17 protein-coding genes are annotated in these 15,150 nt (G+C 39.0%); 14 read left to right on the top strand and 3 right to left on the bottom strand.

The features are described 5' to 3' along the window. Positions 1–175: 175 nt before the first annotated feature. Positions 176–1,735, top strand: coding sequence for an EAL domain-containing protein (locus LDM98_RS02585; RefSeq protein WP_223897778.1), 1,560 nt, complete (start codon positions 176–178; stop codon positions 1,733–1,735). Next, positions 1,728–2,480: a diguanylate cyclase domain-containing protein gene (locus tag LDM98_RS02580; protein WP_223897777.1), complete on the top strand. Its 753-nt coding sequence runs from the start codon at positions 1,728–1,730 to the stop codon at positions 2,478–2,480. The genes LDM98_RS02585 and LDM98_RS02580 overlap by 8 nt, the downstream gene beginning before the upstream one ends. Positions 2,481–2,559: 79 nt before the next feature. Here LDM98_RS02580 and LDM98_RS02575 read toward each other — a convergent pair whose 3' ends face one another. Beyond that, positions 2,560–3,474, bottom strand: coding sequence for a sensor domain-containing diguanylate cyclase (locus LDM98_RS02575; RefSeq protein WP_223897776.1), 915 nt, complete (start codon positions 3,472–3,474; stop codon positions 2,560–2,562). A gap of 302 nt (positions 3,475–3,776) precedes the next feature. Beyond that, positions 3,777–5,039: an arsenic transporter gene (locus tag LDM98_RS02570; RefSeq protein WP_223897775.1), complete on the bottom strand. Its 1,263-nt coding sequence runs from the start codon at positions 5,037–5,039 to the stop codon at positions 3,777–3,779. A 122-nt stretch (positions 5,040–5,161) separates the two neighbouring features. Between LDM98_RS02570 and LDM98_RS02565 the strand changes: the two genes are divergently transcribed. The 9 genes from LDM98_RS02565 to LDM98_RS02525 are packed head-to-tail and all read left to right on the top strand — an operon-like array spanning position 5,162 to position 9,877. Continuing rightward, complete coding sequence (locus LDM98_RS02565; protein WP_223897774.1) at positions 5,162–5,617, top strand: ArsI/CadI family heavy metal resistance metalloenzyme; 456 nt, start codon at positions 5,162–5,164, stop codon at positions 5,615–5,617. A gap of 3 nt (positions 5,618–5,620) precedes the next feature. Then, a complete protein-coding gene (locus LDM98_RS02560; protein WP_223897773.1) occupies positions 5,621–5,944 on the top strand; it encodes a metalloregulator ArsR/SmtB family transcription factor in 324 nt (107 codons plus the stop codon). After that, positions 5,941–6,345: an arsenate reductase ArsC gene (locus LDM98_RS02555; protein ID WP_223897772.1), complete on the top strand. Its 405-nt coding sequence runs from the start codon at positions 5,941–5,943 to the stop codon at positions 6,343–6,345. The genes LDM98_RS02560 and LDM98_RS02555 overlap by 4 nt, the downstream gene beginning before the upstream one ends. Further along, a complete protein-coding gene (locus tag LDM98_RS02550; protein ID WP_223897771.1) occupies positions 6,346–7,290 on the top strand; it encodes a permease in 945 nt (314 codons plus the stop codon). Between the two features lie 58 nt (positions 7,291–7,348). After that, positions 7,349–7,792 carry a rhodanese-like domain-containing protein gene (locus tag LDM98_RS02545; RefSeq protein WP_223897770.1) on the top strand — a complete coding sequence of 148 codons (444 nt, stop codon included), beginning with the start codon at positions 7,349–7,351 and terminating at the stop codon, positions 7,790–7,792. After that, the gene (locus LDM98_RS02540) at positions 7,789–8,037 is read left to right on the top strand and encodes a thioredoxin family protein (RefSeq protein ID WP_223897769.1); all 249 of its coding nucleotides are present in this window, start codon (positions 7,789–7,791) and stop codon (positions 8,035–8,037) included. Before LDM98_RS02545 ends, LDM98_RS02540 begins: the two co-directional genes overlap by 4 nt. Further along, positions 8,031–8,789 (top strand): DUF4395 domain-containing protein, encoded by a 759-nt coding sequence (locus LDM98_RS02535; RefSeq protein ID WP_223897768.1) that lies wholly within the window; start codon positions 8,031–8,033, stop codon positions 8,787–8,789. The genes LDM98_RS02540 and LDM98_RS02535 overlap by 7 nt, the downstream gene beginning before the upstream one ends. After that, complete coding sequence (locus LDM98_RS02530) at positions 8,789–9,496, top strand: cytochrome c biogenesis CcdA family protein (RefSeq protein WP_223897767.1); 708 nt, start codon at positions 8,789–8,791, stop codon at positions 9,494–9,496. The genes LDM98_RS02535 and LDM98_RS02530 overlap by 1 nt, the downstream gene beginning before the upstream one ends. 9 nt (positions 9,497–9,505) lie before the next feature. Continuing rightward, the gene (locus tag LDM98_RS02525; protein ID WP_223897766.1) at positions 9,506–9,877 is read left to right on the top strand and encodes a thioredoxin family protein; all 372 of its coding nucleotides are present in this window, start codon (positions 9,506–9,508) and stop codon (positions 9,875–9,877) included. A gap of 224 nt (positions 9,878–10,101) precedes the next feature. Here the strand turns inward: LDM98_RS02525 and LDM98_RS02520 are convergent, their stop codons facing one another. Then, positions 10,102–10,953, bottom strand: a complete 852-nt coding sequence (locus LDM98_RS02520; RefSeq protein ID WP_223897765.1) for a DUF808 domain-containing protein — start codon at positions 10,951–10,953, stop codon at positions 10,102–10,104. A gap of 149 nt (positions 10,954–11,102) precedes the next feature. Between LDM98_RS02520 and LDM98_RS02515 the strand changes: the two genes are divergently transcribed. From LDM98_RS02515 to LDM98_RS02505, 3 genes are all read left to right on the top strand, one after another. Next, positions 11,103–12,182 carry an SO_0444 family Cu/Zn efflux transporter gene (locus tag LDM98_RS02515; RefSeq protein WP_223897764.1) on the top strand — a complete coding sequence of 360 codons (1,080 nt, stop codon included), beginning with the start codon at positions 11,103–11,105 and terminating at the stop codon, positions 12,180–12,182. A gap of 84 nt (positions 12,183–12,266) precedes the next feature. Then, positions 12,267–13,157 (top strand): hypothetical protein, encoded by an 891-nt coding sequence (locus tag LDM98_RS02510; RefSeq protein ID WP_223897763.1) that lies wholly within the window; start codon positions 12,267–12,269, stop codon positions 13,155–13,157. Positions 13,158–13,287: 130 nt separating this feature from the next. Beyond that, complete coding sequence (locus LDM98_RS02505) at positions 13,288–15,132, top strand: bifunctional diguanylate cyclase/phosphodiesterase (RefSeq protein ID WP_223897762.1); 1,845 nt, start codon at positions 13,288–13,290, stop codon at positions 15,130–15,132. Positions 15,133–15,150 lie beyond the last annotated feature (18 nt).

The following is a 15,150-nucleotide window of genomic DNA, read 5'->3' as shown; positions in this document are numbered from 1 at the left end:
CTATTTGGTTCCCTCTATCGCCTTTTATAGCATGTTTATTTGGTTATATTTAAAAGTTACTACATTAACTTGACATATGTAGTAACTTTTGACTACAATAGTAAAATATGGTTTAGATATTTTCAGTTTGAAAATATCTTTAAGAAAAAAAGTTTAATGGAGATCGGAGGAAAAAATGCCAATCAGAACTATCACTGACAAGCACTATAAAGGTGTCAGTGAACTCTATCGTAAATCTGATGGCAAGGTCACAGGTTACTACGTTACCTACAGAGATGCTGACGGCAAACCGATCAAAAAAAGAGTAGATGCTCAGACAAGAGATGAAGCCTTACTTAAACTGATGGAGATCAAACATCAAGTTGACTTAGATAAAAAAGGAACGAATATGGGTGCGACTCTTCCTCAACCGGATAAAAAAATATTGGCCGATGAGAACACAAAGAGGCCATTTTCTGTTATATCATCAGGTAGAACCATGCAGGATCACCAGAAAATGATCTCTTCGTACAATGATATTGCTATCGTTTCACTGATCGACATCGTTGCATTTGATGATATCAATATCCTCTATGGCTATGAAACCGGTACACGTATGGTGAATGAGATGCAAACGCTGATAGAAAATACCCTGAAAGAGATGGAGACCACAGGTGTATTTAAAAAACAGGGTTTGGAAGTGTTTTCCTATGAACTCTATCATGTCTATGCAGACAAACTCTGTTTATTCATCAAACATGGTTTACATCATCGCCTGCTTGAATTTGTGGTGAAACAACTCTCTGATAGCATCGCAAACCATAAGTTCTTTGTATCTGAGGATAGCCATATTCATCTCAATACGACCTTTGGTGCCACAAAAGCAGACAGTTCTGTCAGTTTGCTTTATGCGGAAAAAGCATTGCAGGAAGCAAAAAGATCACGCAAGAATTATGTCTTTTATGACAGTTATTCGATCCAGAAGAATGAACATATCGTTAATAAGGTCTATGAGACACTGCTTCATAATATCAAACAAGAGACGGTCACCCCATATTTTCAGGGTATCTTTGATGCTGATAATAATAGTGTTCCCTGTAAATTTGAAAGTCTTATGAGATTGATGGACGATGACGGGCATGTCTTATCACCGGCAGTATTTATGGACAAATCAAAGGAATACCGTTTATATACACAGCTGATGTCCCAAATGATAGAAAAAGTGTTTGATGTCATGGATCACTGTGAGGTTGCCATGACCCTGAACCTCTCTTATCTGGATATCAACAACTCTGAACTTTGTAACACCTTGATACAACAGATCAAACAGAGAAATATAGGAGAGCGTTTAACGGTTGAAATCGTAGAGAGTGAGCAGATCGAAGATATTGAACAGGTCAATGAATTTATCTTTGCACTGAAAAAACAGGGGGTACTTATCGCTATAGATGATTTCGGCAGTGGATTCTCCAATTTTGACAATATCGTGCATCTTGATATCGATTGTGTCAAACTGGATGGTTCACTGGTATCGAAGATCGATGATATAAAATACAGGATCATCCTGGAGAATATGGTGAAGATCTGTCATGATCTCGGGATCAAAACCATTGCTGAATATATCAGTGATGCGCATATTATGAGACTGGCAAAAAGTATCGGTGTAGATTATCTGCAAGGGTATCATTTGCATAAGCCGGAACATTGGGACAATGTAACAGCGACATTTGGCTCGAAAGGAGATAACATTGTATAACGATAATGAAAAACTGGTACACATAACGGAAAAAGCTATGCTTAGAGCGTTAAAGAATGAGATCGTCATGCCTTCTAAGTATCTAGAGATCTTTACTGAAGAGATGGAAAAAATCGACAATCAACATAAAGAAGAAAGTCTTCATAGAGTTTCTGCGGATGAAGATGAGATCATGAACACTATGCAATCGCTTAAAAAAATGGAGCAGTATTGGTTTGATTCAGGCAGAGACTATGTGAGGGAGCTGAATGTCCTTAGATCTGCTGTGGATACTCTGCGTACACAACTTTTTTCAGATGATATTTCGGAGACCAAAAATCGATTATGGATATTTAAAGATAAACTCAATAAGAATGAAACATTTAAGGATTATGGATTTTTGATAAGTATCAAGATCGTAGATTATGACAAGATCGTTAGAGAGTATGATTCAAATATAGGTAATACACTCATAAAACAGGTAAGTGATTATATGATCGGTTATCTGGATCAGAAACATTGTCATTATGAGATCGTTCGTTATTTGAAAGACAACTTTCTCATTTTTATGCATGACATGAATGAAAACGAAGTAGAGGAACATATCAGCAATATGCAACATGAGATGTCAAACTATAGCTTCAAACACCGTAACAGGGTATTTAGCCTGACATTTAATGCCGCTGAGATACAATACATCAAAAATGAATCTTTTTCATCCGTATTAGATCAACTGGATGAAAAACTTTTTCATAATAAAATGTAGGTAGAAAGCATTAAATTTCTTACTGCAGTGTTCTCAGATCTATTAGCGAAATACGTGTCTAATATATGATCTCATCGACTTATTTATAGCAAACTTGATTTCTACCAAGTTCTTTTGCTCTATAAAGTAGAATATCTGCAGCTTTAATTAGGTCTTCTTTAGTTGTCTTTTTGTCAGGATACAGTGTTGACACTCCAATGCTTGAAGTCATAATTGGTATACTTGGAGCATTTATGTTCGGTATTTTTAGCTCATGTATAGCATTAAATAGTTTGTCTACTATCACTTTGGATGTCTCATAACCTGTATTACCCCATAACAGGACAAATTCATCTCCACCATATCTTGCACAAACATCACTTGGTCTTTTAGCAAAGTTCTTAAGTATAGCAGCAATTCTCTTTAGGCAGTCATCTCCAGTTTGATGCCCGTATGTATCATTCAATGTCTTGAAGTTATCGATATCAATGATTGCAAGCGTTATAGGCATATTTAAACGTAGACACCGATTCCATTCATCATTAAGAAAATTTTCAAAATGTCTACGATTCGCTATGTTGGTAAGCCCATCAATTTGAGATAGCTTTAATACTTTTTCTTCAGCAAGTTTTCTCTCTGTAATATTATAATGCGATAATACGAAATAGGTCTTCTCTTCCAATTGAAATTTCGTAACTCTCATCATGAACCACCTTGCCTCATTGGGACTATGACAGGGGTATTCAAGGTAGAACAATTCTTGTTCATTATTGATCACTTTTCTGATACCATCTGCTGCTTGTTTCGCTAATTCATCACCCATTAATGCAGCTTTATCGCAAGTTTCCAAATAATTGATATTGTCCCAACTACTATTGAGTATATGATCATTGTGTTGGGAAAATTTCTCCCAGCTTAGATTGACATATTGAATATAACCCAGTTTATCAATAACAGCTATATTCGTTGTAAGCGTGTTAAGAATAGAGTGTAGGAAATTAGGTGAATCGTTCATTTAAAATAACCTTCAAGGACTATCTCTGTAGTTCATTGTTTGTGGATGGATATATGGTGTAACTTCAATTATTATAGCGGTATTTTACTAATGTTATAGTGTACAACAGCATTTAAGAAGTCTAAGATGATTTAGAAGAAAAAGGTGGGGGTAGTCATGTTTTTCCCTTCGTTTAATAAAGTTGATTGAAAAAACAAACCCATTTCCAAATAAATATATTTCTTGAAATCCTGCACCACAGATATAAGCACGAACTTTTTTGATCGTTGTATAGTGAGGATCTGAAATGAAAGAAAAAGAGGCTAAATTAAACCTAACAGGGCTATGAACAAGACAGGAGGCGTAATAACCAGTCCTACTTTCATATATTCTCCCCAGCCTATTTTTACCCCTTTTTGTGCAAGTACATGCAGCCAGAGCAGGGTAGCCAGCGAACCGATCGGTGTCATTTTAGGTCCAAGGTTCGAGCCTAAGATATTGGCATAGACCAGTGCTTCATTTCCCGTATAACCCACATGATCAATAGCGATATCCATGATCATGATCGTTGGCATATTGTTCATCACCGAGCTGATCAATGCGGATAAAAACCCGGTTCCTACGACTGCCACAGCCGTTCCCTGTGTATTCAGACCTGTGATCCACGAGGCGATCACTTCAGTCAGACCCGCATTTTTCAGTCCGTAGACTACCACATAGAGCCCGATACTGAACCACACCACCTGCCATGGTGCAGCTTTGATGGTCATGATGGGTTTTGTTGCTTTGTAATGGGTTGCAATGGCTAAAAAGATCAGTGCCCCGCCTAATGCAAAAAGGGACACCGGAAGGTGATAAAGATCACCGACAAAGTAGCCTATCATCAAAAGTGCCAAAAAGAACCAGGAGAGTTTGAACATGGTTTGGTTCTTAATGACCGAAGCGGCTTCAGGCAGCGTAGTGACATCCACTTTTAAAGGAATATCTTTACGGAAATAGATCCATAGCACTGCGATGGAAGCAAAGATCGACAAAAGGTTAGGTAAAAACATATTTTTTGCATATTCCACGAAACCTATATCAAAATATCCGACCGTAACGATGTTGGTAAGGTTGGAGATCACCAGCGGATTAGATGCACTGTCGCCTATGAACCCACCCGCCATCAAAAATGCAAATATTGCCAAAGGATTCATTTTTAAGTACTTCATCTTAGCAAGCAGAATAGGGGTGAGGATAAGTGCTGCACCGTCATTGGCAAAGAAGGCTGCAACAAGCGCACCCAGGAGTAGAATATAGACAAACATTCTGTTCCCGCTGCCACGGCTCAGTTTCGCCATTTTTATCGCTGCCCATTCAAAAAAACCTATCTGATCCAGTACCATGGATAGAATGATGATACCTATGAAAGCCAAGGTTGCATCCCAGACGATATCAATCACGGTAAAAACATCTGTATAGCTCACTACACCAACGAGCAATGCAACAATTGCACCTATAACGGCTGTTGTACCTATCTGAAGTCCTTTTGGCTGCCAGATCACAAAGATCAAAGTGATAAAAAAGACCGAAATTGCCAGAAACATATAGACTCCCTATGAATGAATATGGTAACTATAGCGAAAATAAGATAAATATATCAAGATATCTTGATTTAATGATCATAATCTGCTACAATTTTCTTAATTTTAAATAGATGGAGATCATAATGAAGAGATTACATATACATATATCGGTAGAGGATCTGGAAAAAAGTGTAAAGTTCTATACGGCACTTTTCGGTATGGAACCTACAAAACTCAAAGAGGATTATGCGCAATGGCTGGTAGATGACCCTGCCGTAAATATGGCGATCTCTTCTGGCAGAGATAAAAAAGGTCTGAACCATTTAGGTCTGCAGGTTGACAGTGATGAAGCAGTACAGGAGCTTGAAGAGAGACTTCAAACTGCCGGTGTTTCAGGAGAAAAACAAAAAGAGGCAGTATGTTGTTATGCAAGATCCAACAAGTACTGGGTGCAGGATCCTGAGGGGATTATCTGGGAAAATTACCATACTATGGAGCAGGTAGAGGTTTTTGGAGGAGACAGTTTTACAGGTGGGGTCGGATGTTGCCAACCTTCTTTTAGTGCAAACGGGCAGTGGTCAGCCAAGGGAAGCTGTTAAAGCATGGAAGTTTTCTTAAAAAGTGTCGCTGCGCTGAATGACGAGACCAGGGTTATGATCCTGCGCTTTCTTGATGAATACGGGGAAACCTGTGTATGTGACATGCAGGCATCTTTTAATATGATCCAATCGCGCCTGTCACGCCACCTCAAAATTTTGAAAGATGCAGGATTTCTACGAGTCGAACGTAAAGGTACCTGGGCCTACTACTCCATTCGAAAACCATTGGACCGCTTTCGCAGTGAAGCATTGGAAGAGATACGTTATTTGCATATGGATCTTCCGGAGTTAAAGAAAATTTCACAAACACAAGGATGTAGCCTGTGAAAAAAAATGTATTGATCTTATGTACGGGGAACAGCTGCCGCTCCATAATGGCAGAGGCACTCATCAATGCCAAACTTGGTGATTACGTTTCTGCGCAAAGTTCCGGTGTCAAAGCAAGCGGTAAGGTAAACCCGCATGCTCAGGCACTTTTGAAGTCAAAAGGATACTGGAGAGATGACTATCACTCAAAAGTGATCGAAACCGTTCTGGATACGCCTTTTGATCTGGTAGTAACGGTATGCGACCATGCCAATGAGACCTGTCCGATGTTTCCCAAAGCAGTGAAGACGATACATGTAGGCTTTGAAGATCCAAGCGGTAAAGCAGTAGAAGAGTATGAAAAAACACTCGATCTTATTGAAAAAGAACTCCTTCCTATTATCAAAGAGGAGCTTTGCTAAATGTGGTATGAACTTTCAAAAGAATTTATCTATAGCTTTATAGGTTTAGAGGGAAAGCTGGCCGATGCTGCACATTTTTTTATCTATGATACGATAAAGATATGGTTTTTACTGCTGACTATCATTTTTGCCGTCTCCTTTTTGAGAACATGGGTCAATACCGAGTATGTAAGAGCACATCTTCAAGGAAAGTCAGCACTCTACGGACATGTAGGAGCCTCACTGTTCGGGATCATTACACCGTTTTGTTCTTGCTCAGCGATACCTCTTTTTTTAGGTTTTATTCAAGCAAGGATCCCGGTAGGAGTTACCTTTAGTTATCTTATCTCTGCACCAATGAACAATGAGATTGCCATAGCGATGCTTTTCGGACTTTTTGGCTGGAAAGTCACATCTATCTATATTGCTTTTGGACTAATAGTTGCTATTATCGGCGGTTATTTTATCGGAAAAATGGGTGCTGAGAATGAGATATTGTTGGAGGTTAAACCCACAGATTCTGAACTGGAAGCCCAACTCGTGAAACTGACGTTTAAAGATAGAGCGAAAGAAGCATGGGACTATACATTGGATATTTTCAAGAAAATTTATTTGTATGTATTGCTTGGTGTAGGGGTAGGCGCATGGATACATGGATATATCCCGACTGATTTTATCGCTCGATATACAGGTGAGGGCAATCCGTTCGCTGTGATCATCGCTGTAATCATGGGTATTCCGATGTACTCTAATGCAGCTGGTGTGATGCCTCTGGTAGAAGTACTTACAAGTAAAGGGATGCTTTTAGGAACTGCGCTAAGCTTTATGATGGCAGTCACAGCGCTAAGTTTACCGGAAGCCTTGATACTGAAAAAAATTATTTCACTCAAGCTTATCGGCATCTTTTTTGCTATAGTAGGTGGAGGAATTATTGCAATAGGGTATCTTTTTAACTTGATTTTGTAGAATAATAAAAAGATGCTGCTGCCCACTGTAGCCGTTAATTAAACGAAAAGGAGATATTATGAAAAAGCTATTAATAGGAATGGTGCTGCTTTGCAGCTTATTGTATTCGGATGGTTTTGATGATTATTTAAAAAATTTTGACTACAATGCAATAAAAGAGATGAAAATAAGAACCGTTGAAATGCTTAATATGGTAGAGGACGGTACAGCCCAGGTCATAGATATAAGATTTCCTGAAGAATACGAGGCCTGGCATATTGGTTTTGCTAAAAACATACCTATCAATGAACTTCCAGATCGTCTAAACGAGCTTGATAAGAACAAACTTATTATTACAGCTTGCCCACATAATGACAGGGCAAATATTGCTAGAATGTTTTTAATGTTTAAAGGTTATAGAGTAAGGTATTTGAGTGACGGACTTTTGTCAACGACAGACTACCTGAAAGGCAGCAATGCTCAAGAATTTATAGAAGAATACAAAAAGGATAATGCAAAATGAAGATCGAAGTGTTAGGTACGGGATGTGCCAAGTGTGTCGCCTTGGAAAAGGTTGTGAAAGAAGCTGTTGCCAAAAGCGGTAAGTTCGCCCAAATAGAAAAAGTCGATGATATCATGAAGATCATGGAGTATCAGGTGGTAAGTACACCCGGACTTGTGATAGACGGTAAAGTCGTAAGTACAGGAAAATTATTGAGCGTAGATGAAGTGGTTGCATTAATGCATGGTGGTAGTGAAGAATGTTAATCAAAAATAGAACAAATTTAAATGATTTTTTTGCCTATGGTGAGAGTGTACCCGGGTACGAAGTAAGAGTGCTCAACGAAAGAGAGGCACGAGCAGCCGCAGCGATACTCTTTGTGGGAGCTTTTCTCGGGCTCACCAATGGTGTCATGCTCCATACGGCAATTTTTTCCAAATATTTTGTGACATTTTTTGCGATCGATTTTACGATTCGTATCATACAACCCAGATATGCACCGAGTCTGATGCTGGGGCGTTTCTTTGTCCAGAATCAAAGGCCGGAGTATGTGGGAGCGGCCCAAAAGCGTTTTGCGTGGATACTTGGATTTGTATTGGCGTGGCCTATGTTTTATTATCTCGTGATCGATTTTCAGCCAAATCCGCTCAAAGTGCTTGTCTGTTTGCTCTGTATGGCCTTGCTCTTTTTTGAAGCGGCTTTTTCGATCTGTTTAGGGTGTAAGATCTTTGAATGGGTGAAAAGAAAAGATCCAAAATATTGTCCCGGTGGCGTGTGTGAAATGAATATCAAAGAGCCGATCCAAAGATTTTCACCAGAGCAGAAGATCATCCTTATCGCCACTTTTGCAGTGATGGCATATGGTGTGTATGCATATTTTACCAAGCTTCCTGACAAAACCATTTTTGTTCAGAAGATGAAAGTGTTAATGATGACACAAGCGGAACTCGATGCGATACAAGCAGCAAAAGAGAAAGCCGAAGAGGAAGCATTTTTTAGTGACGATGAGGGGTTCTAATGTTGCAGGAGAGTATCTTAGCCTTACTTGAATCGCACGGTGTTCTCGTTTTTGCCGGAGCTTTCGGGATCGGGGCGTTGACCTCTTTGGCTCCCTGTTCGATCATCTCGGTACCGCTGCTGGTCGGAAGTGCGCTAGGGATGAGTTCGCATCTCTCAGCACGAGAACGGGTACGCTTTACCTATCTCTTTTCGTTCTTGTTTGCATTCGGAGTGGCGGTAAGCTTTTCGATACTTGCCTATATGGTCGCAAAAATGGGATTTTTCTTCTCCATCGCGCCGCTGGAAGCCTACATTGCGGCAGGAGTTCTCTCTATTCTGATCGGATTCTACTCACTGGGAGTCTTGCCTGAAGTCATAGACAAGGGTCGCTGGGTGGCAAAACTGGTCCGTTTGCGTTTTTTGGGAGCATTTATGATCGGAATGATGTTCGGTCTGGTTTCCACCCCCTGTGCTTCTGCACCGCTGGTGGCCATCATTACCGCTGCTACGAATGCCCCTGACTGGTACGCCTATATACTCGTGCTTACTTTTGCACTGGGGCATTCGCTGCTGCTTCTTGCGGCAGGCGTATCGGTCGGATTTGCCCAAAGCGTTGCGTCAAGCAAAAAATTAGCGATGCTCACAGGATGGATGACAAAAGGATTTGCGATGGCTCTTTTGGGGATCGGACTCTACTTTTTCATCTTGGCCTATCAACAACTATAAAGGATAACCATGTTCAAACTTTTACTTTTAGCCGGACTCAGCGTTTCGTTTCTTTTCTCAAACGAATTGGAATCAACCCCTTACGCCCTTGTAACCAAAGAGATCGCCAAAGGAAAACCCATGATGATAGAAGTAGGGTCGACCAGTTGCTATGCCTGTCAGGAGATGGGCAAACTGCTCTACAACCGTATGCAGAAAAAGCCTGAGAGTAGGATCTTTTTTGTGGATGTCGGCAAAGAGCGTGAGGCGGCCAAAGCGCTCAAGATCCAGATGATACCTACACAGATCTTTTATGATGCGCAAGGGAAAGAGGTAGAGCGTCATATCGGCGGAATGAGTGCAGAAGAGCTTGAAGCGTTTCTCTCCAAACATGGCATCTGATGCAAACGTGTACGCCTCTTGTGATACAGGCAATACCGTTTCCATTAGATGCTTAACCACCCTAACACGTTAAAAACATAGATCTCATTTTTAAATGGTAAAATACTTCAAATTATTGAAAAAAAATGAATATAAGTGCTTGAGACGACAAAAAAACCGTTTTTTCTTTTCCATGAACAGAGAAGTTAAAGCGAAGAGAGGTTAAAAAGTGAGAAGCTGTTTTCTTATTTCCTCACCCTCTCGATCCCTAGCATTATAGTTATAGCTACACTGCCCACGATAAAGCCTATAAGTAGATCACCCACGATAAAAGGAATTCCATCGACAAGGTCATGTACGAAGTGTGAGTTATGTATAAAAATGCCCCCGGCTACTAGAAGCATAGCGATCGTACCGATAACCGTGAGGGCTTTAATGACCTTAGGGAGGGCAAGTACGAAGAATTCACCCACTTTACTCTCTCCTCCGTTAACGGCGATGATCTTGTATCCAAAGTCATCCATACGAACTAGCAGGGCAACTAGACCGTACACACCTACAGTTGCTAAAAAAGCTACAAAAGTTACGGCAGCTATTTGTACTTTTATGGTTTGATCTGCTACAGCACTCAGTGCGATAATGATGATCTCTATGGAGAGAATAAAATCTGTAATGACGGCAGATTTTATTTTCTCTTTCTCCTCAGCGAGGATATCGTCTTTACTTTTTTTCTCAAGAGATTTGATATGTTTTTTCTCTTCATGAGGGAAGAAGTATGCATAGATCTTCTCTACACCTTCATACGCCAGGTACACCCCACCAAACATAAGTATAGGGACTATGAGCCATGGTGCAAAGGCACTGAGTAAAAAAGCAAAAGGTAAAATGATGGTTTTGTTAATAAAAGAGCCTTTTATAATGGCCCAAAGTACTGGAAGTTCACGAGAAGAGGCAAAGCCTGAAGCCTTTTCTGCATTTACTGCAAGGTCATCTCCAAGTATTCCTGCGGTCTTTTTGGTAGCTACCTTGGACATGGTGGCTACATCATCCATAAGTATAGATATATCATCCAAAAGAGCTAAAATTCCTACTGCCATCAGTGTCCTTTTTTGATACTATTTTAGCAATTAGACTTTAAAGTATTACAAGTGTAGCGTAATATTTTGATTGTAACAAAATATATGATTCTCTTAAGTTTCGATTTATAGAAATATGGTTATATATGTATAAATATTCAAGGACACCCATGGAATACATCACTGAATTTTTCACTGCACTGATGGAGCTTAGTAATGCAATGGCTCCCTACATACTTTTTGGTCTGCTTTTTGCCGGTATTTTGCATGAGTTTGTCCCCGATACCCTTGTGACCAAACATTTGGGAAAAGGCAATATCTTCTCTGTGATCAAAGCCACACTGTTCGGTATTCCTCTGCCTGTATGCTCCTGTGGGGTGATCCCTTTGGCAACCAGTATTAAAAAGAGTGGTGCAAGCAAAGGGTCGACACTTTCATTTCTTATATCAACACCGATCACAGGGGTAGACTCTATTCTGGCGACCTATGGGATATTTGGTTGGATCTTTACCATCTATCGCGTGATCACTTCTATGATCATAGCCATAGTGTCAGGTATTTTGGCCAATCTTTTTGATAAAGAAGTGACAGCCGAGAAACCCGCATTTTCAGCCGTGAAGACCCCCAATACTTTCGCTCCGTCCTTTTCACTGCAGAAAAAAGAAGAGGCAAGCTGCTGCAGTACGGATGCCTCGTGTTGTGCGACAGAAGCAAAAAGTTTTTGGCTTGCCGGTGCGTTACGCTATGCGTTTATCACACTTTTGGGTGACATTGCCAAGCCGCTTATATGGGGTCTGCTCCTGGGTGCACTGATCACCGTAGCGATCCCTCAAAGTATCAGTGATATGCTTATAGAGTACTCGTGGTTGTCTTATCTGATAGTGATTGCAATTGCTGTACCCATGTATGTCTGTGCAACAGCATCTTTGCCTATCGCTGCGGGGCTGATGCTTTCCGGTGTGAGTGCAGGGGCAGCTTTTGTCTTCCTCTCTGCAGGTCCTGCGACCAATACGGTGACCATAGGGGTCGTGAAAAAAATGCTTGGAACACGCTCACTTGTTATCTATTTGGGAAGTATCGTTGTGGGAAGCCTCCTGTTTGGACTGGGATTGGACTATATTTTTTCTGCATCAGAGATCAATCCCGCTTCCCTGGTTCATATGGAAGAAGAATCAGGAGTAGTTGCAGTAGTGAGTTCTGTGATACTATGGGGGCTTGTAGGATATCTTCTTCTTAGACGAAAAGCCTAGATAGATTAAAGAGAAAATAGATACAATAGTAAATATTATATTTTATTATATACAATAATCCTTTCGTTCAAAAGGTTGAAAATATTGAAAAATAACTTTATAGTGTTTGCTTTTGTTATATTTTCTATAGTAATCGGTTGTACCATATCTATTTCTCAGCCATTACGTATCTCTACAAATTTATGGATCGGCTATTCTCCATTTTTTTATATGCAGCAAAAAGGGTGGCTGAAAGATCACAACATAGAAATCGTTAATGTGGTTTCACTCTCTGAAAATATGCAAATGTATGAATCAGGTTTTGTCAATGCATTTACCGGCACACAATATGAATTTGAACAAATGAAGAAAAAAACGCCAGATTTAGAGCCTATGATACTACTTGATCGTTCTCTTGGCGGAGATGTTATCATGGGAAACCGTGATATACACACATTGAAAAAGGCTCAAAAAATAAATGTCTATTTAGAGATAGACAGTGTCAATAAAGTATTGCTTGATAGTTTTACAGAGTTATATGGCATTAACCCATCAGTGTTACACTTGATCAACAAAGATTCAGATAATAGTTCTATGCTTGAAATGGCAGATGAACCTACACTTATCATTACCTATACCCCTTATGACATGCTGTTGAAAAAAAATGGATATAAAGTAGTGGATACGACAAAAAATGTCTCTTTTTTTATGATGGATGCACTCTATACCGATCTGAAGACAAGAGAAAAATATGCAGAAGAACTGGCAGTACTGAACCAATTGATCGCTAAGGCATTGGATCATTTAAAAAAAGATCCGGAAGAGTATTTTTCCACAGTTCAGATCTACTTTAATTATAAAGATAAAAATGCGTTTATGCAGGCACTTACTTCTATACAGTGGATCTATAATGACCGTTCATTACCTCTCCTGGAACAGCTGGAGTTACACCACATTCCAACCCACACTATATTGGAACCGGTAGATGAGTTTTAAAAAATTAAATTTGACATTCATGGTATTGTTTGTTGGCTTTTTTATTCTAACGATGATTTTACATTATAACCACACCGTAAAACATATCCATACCATTATGATCGACAATTTACGAGAATCAGTGTCGGATATGAAGTTTGATATTAAAGCGATACTCAATAATCAAGATACGATCAACCTAAAAGCGTATCTTGATCGACAAAAAGCAGGATCTCGTATGATCAAAGAGATCTATGTAGTGAAAGATGATGGCACGCTTTTACGTACATCGGATTATCTCTATGAGAAGAATACTTTCAAAGAGGAAAATACTATCTCTTTACGTCAACTAAATACAGACAATATATCGAAGATAGATCTGTTACGTTCAGATATTAAAGTGATCGATCATGATAAGATAGTTCCTTATAGTATGTATGTAAAGATGGACAACAAATATATAACTAACAGTGTGCAGCAGCGTATTGGATTACAGATCATTTATCCATTGCTCTTTTTTATCGGAGTAGTCATATTTTATTTGCTCTATATTAAAAAACTGATCATGAAACCGATCATGATCGTTGACGATTTTTTACGTGGTATGGTCCAGAGAATTCCAAAATTTTACATACTGGAGTTTAATCACCTTTCACAAAATTTACAGAACAACCTCAAAGAGTTAAAAGAACTTGCCTATTTTGATACTTTAACCGGGGTATATAATCGAAAGGCCATTGAAGAGATCTTAGAAAAAAAGATCATTGAAACAAAAAAAAATAAACATCCCTTTGCTGTAGCAATGATCGATCTTGACCATTTTAAAAAGGTCAATGACAGTTATGGCCACCATGTAGGTGATCAACTGTTAAAAGAGATAGCAGAAATATTACAATCTGAGATACGCATGGCAGATAATATTGGAAGATTGGGTGGTGATGAGTTTCTGATCATTATTGATTATATCAATACTGTGGATGTTTCTCTGAAACTTCAGAAACTAATTGCAAAATTTAAAGCACCGTTCCATATAGAAGGATATGATATTACTATTGGTATGAGCATTGGCGGCGTGATGTGTCCTGAAGATGGTAATGATGTGATAACTTTGCTTAAAAATGTAGATATAGCAATGTATCAGGCGAAACATGAAGGACGTAACAGGGTCGTTTTCTTCTCAAAAGAGCTTGGAAAGAAAATTGAATCAGAGATAGAACTTGAAAAAGAGATTAGATATGCTTTTGAACATAATGAATTCCGTTTAAAATATCAGCCTATTATTGACATTAACAGTGGAAAAGTAGTAGCTGTGGAAGCACTTATACGCTGGGAACATCCAGTCAAAGGGACAATTTATCCAAGTGAATTTATTCCTTTTGTTGAAAAAGGATGTTGTGTGAAAGAAATAGGGATATGGGTATTTGATAGAGCATGCAAACAGCAAAAAGAATGGTTGGAGAAAGGGATCGATGTTAATATGTCTGTTAATCTTTCTGTCAAGCATATGCATGCAACCAATTTTTACGATGTGATGAATGCCATTATAAAAAAATATGATATAGATATAAAAAAAATAAGTTTAGAGATCACAGAATATACATTAATGCAGTATAGAGAAACCACGATGGCAATGTTGAATAAAATGCAGCTTGATGGTATGACTTTCCGTTTGGATGATTTTGGAACAGGGTATTCTTCATTAACGTATTTGAAAGATACTCCCATTTCTTCAATAAAGATAGACAAAAGTTTTATTGATGGGATCACACCGGATAAAAAACCCGTGCATTTATTGAATGCGATCATAAACCTTTCTCATGCCATAGATGTGACTACTATCGCAGAAGGAGTAGAAGAGGCATATCAGGTAGAGTATCTTAAAGAAATAGGATGTGATATGATACAAGGATATTATTATTCAAAAGCTTTGGATGGTAAAGCATTTGAATCCTATTATCGGTCTAGAGAGTCTGATAAAAAGAAAAGTATTGTATGATGCATGGTCAGGGGGGAT

The organism is Sulfurovum sp. TSL1, from assembly GCF_019972135.1.
Taxonomy (GTDB): Bacteria; Campylobacterota; Campylobacteria; order Campylobacterales; family Sulfurovaceae; genus Sulfurovum.
Note: the sequence above shows the minus strand (reverse complement) of the source record. Positions and strands in the feature narration are given on the sequence as shown.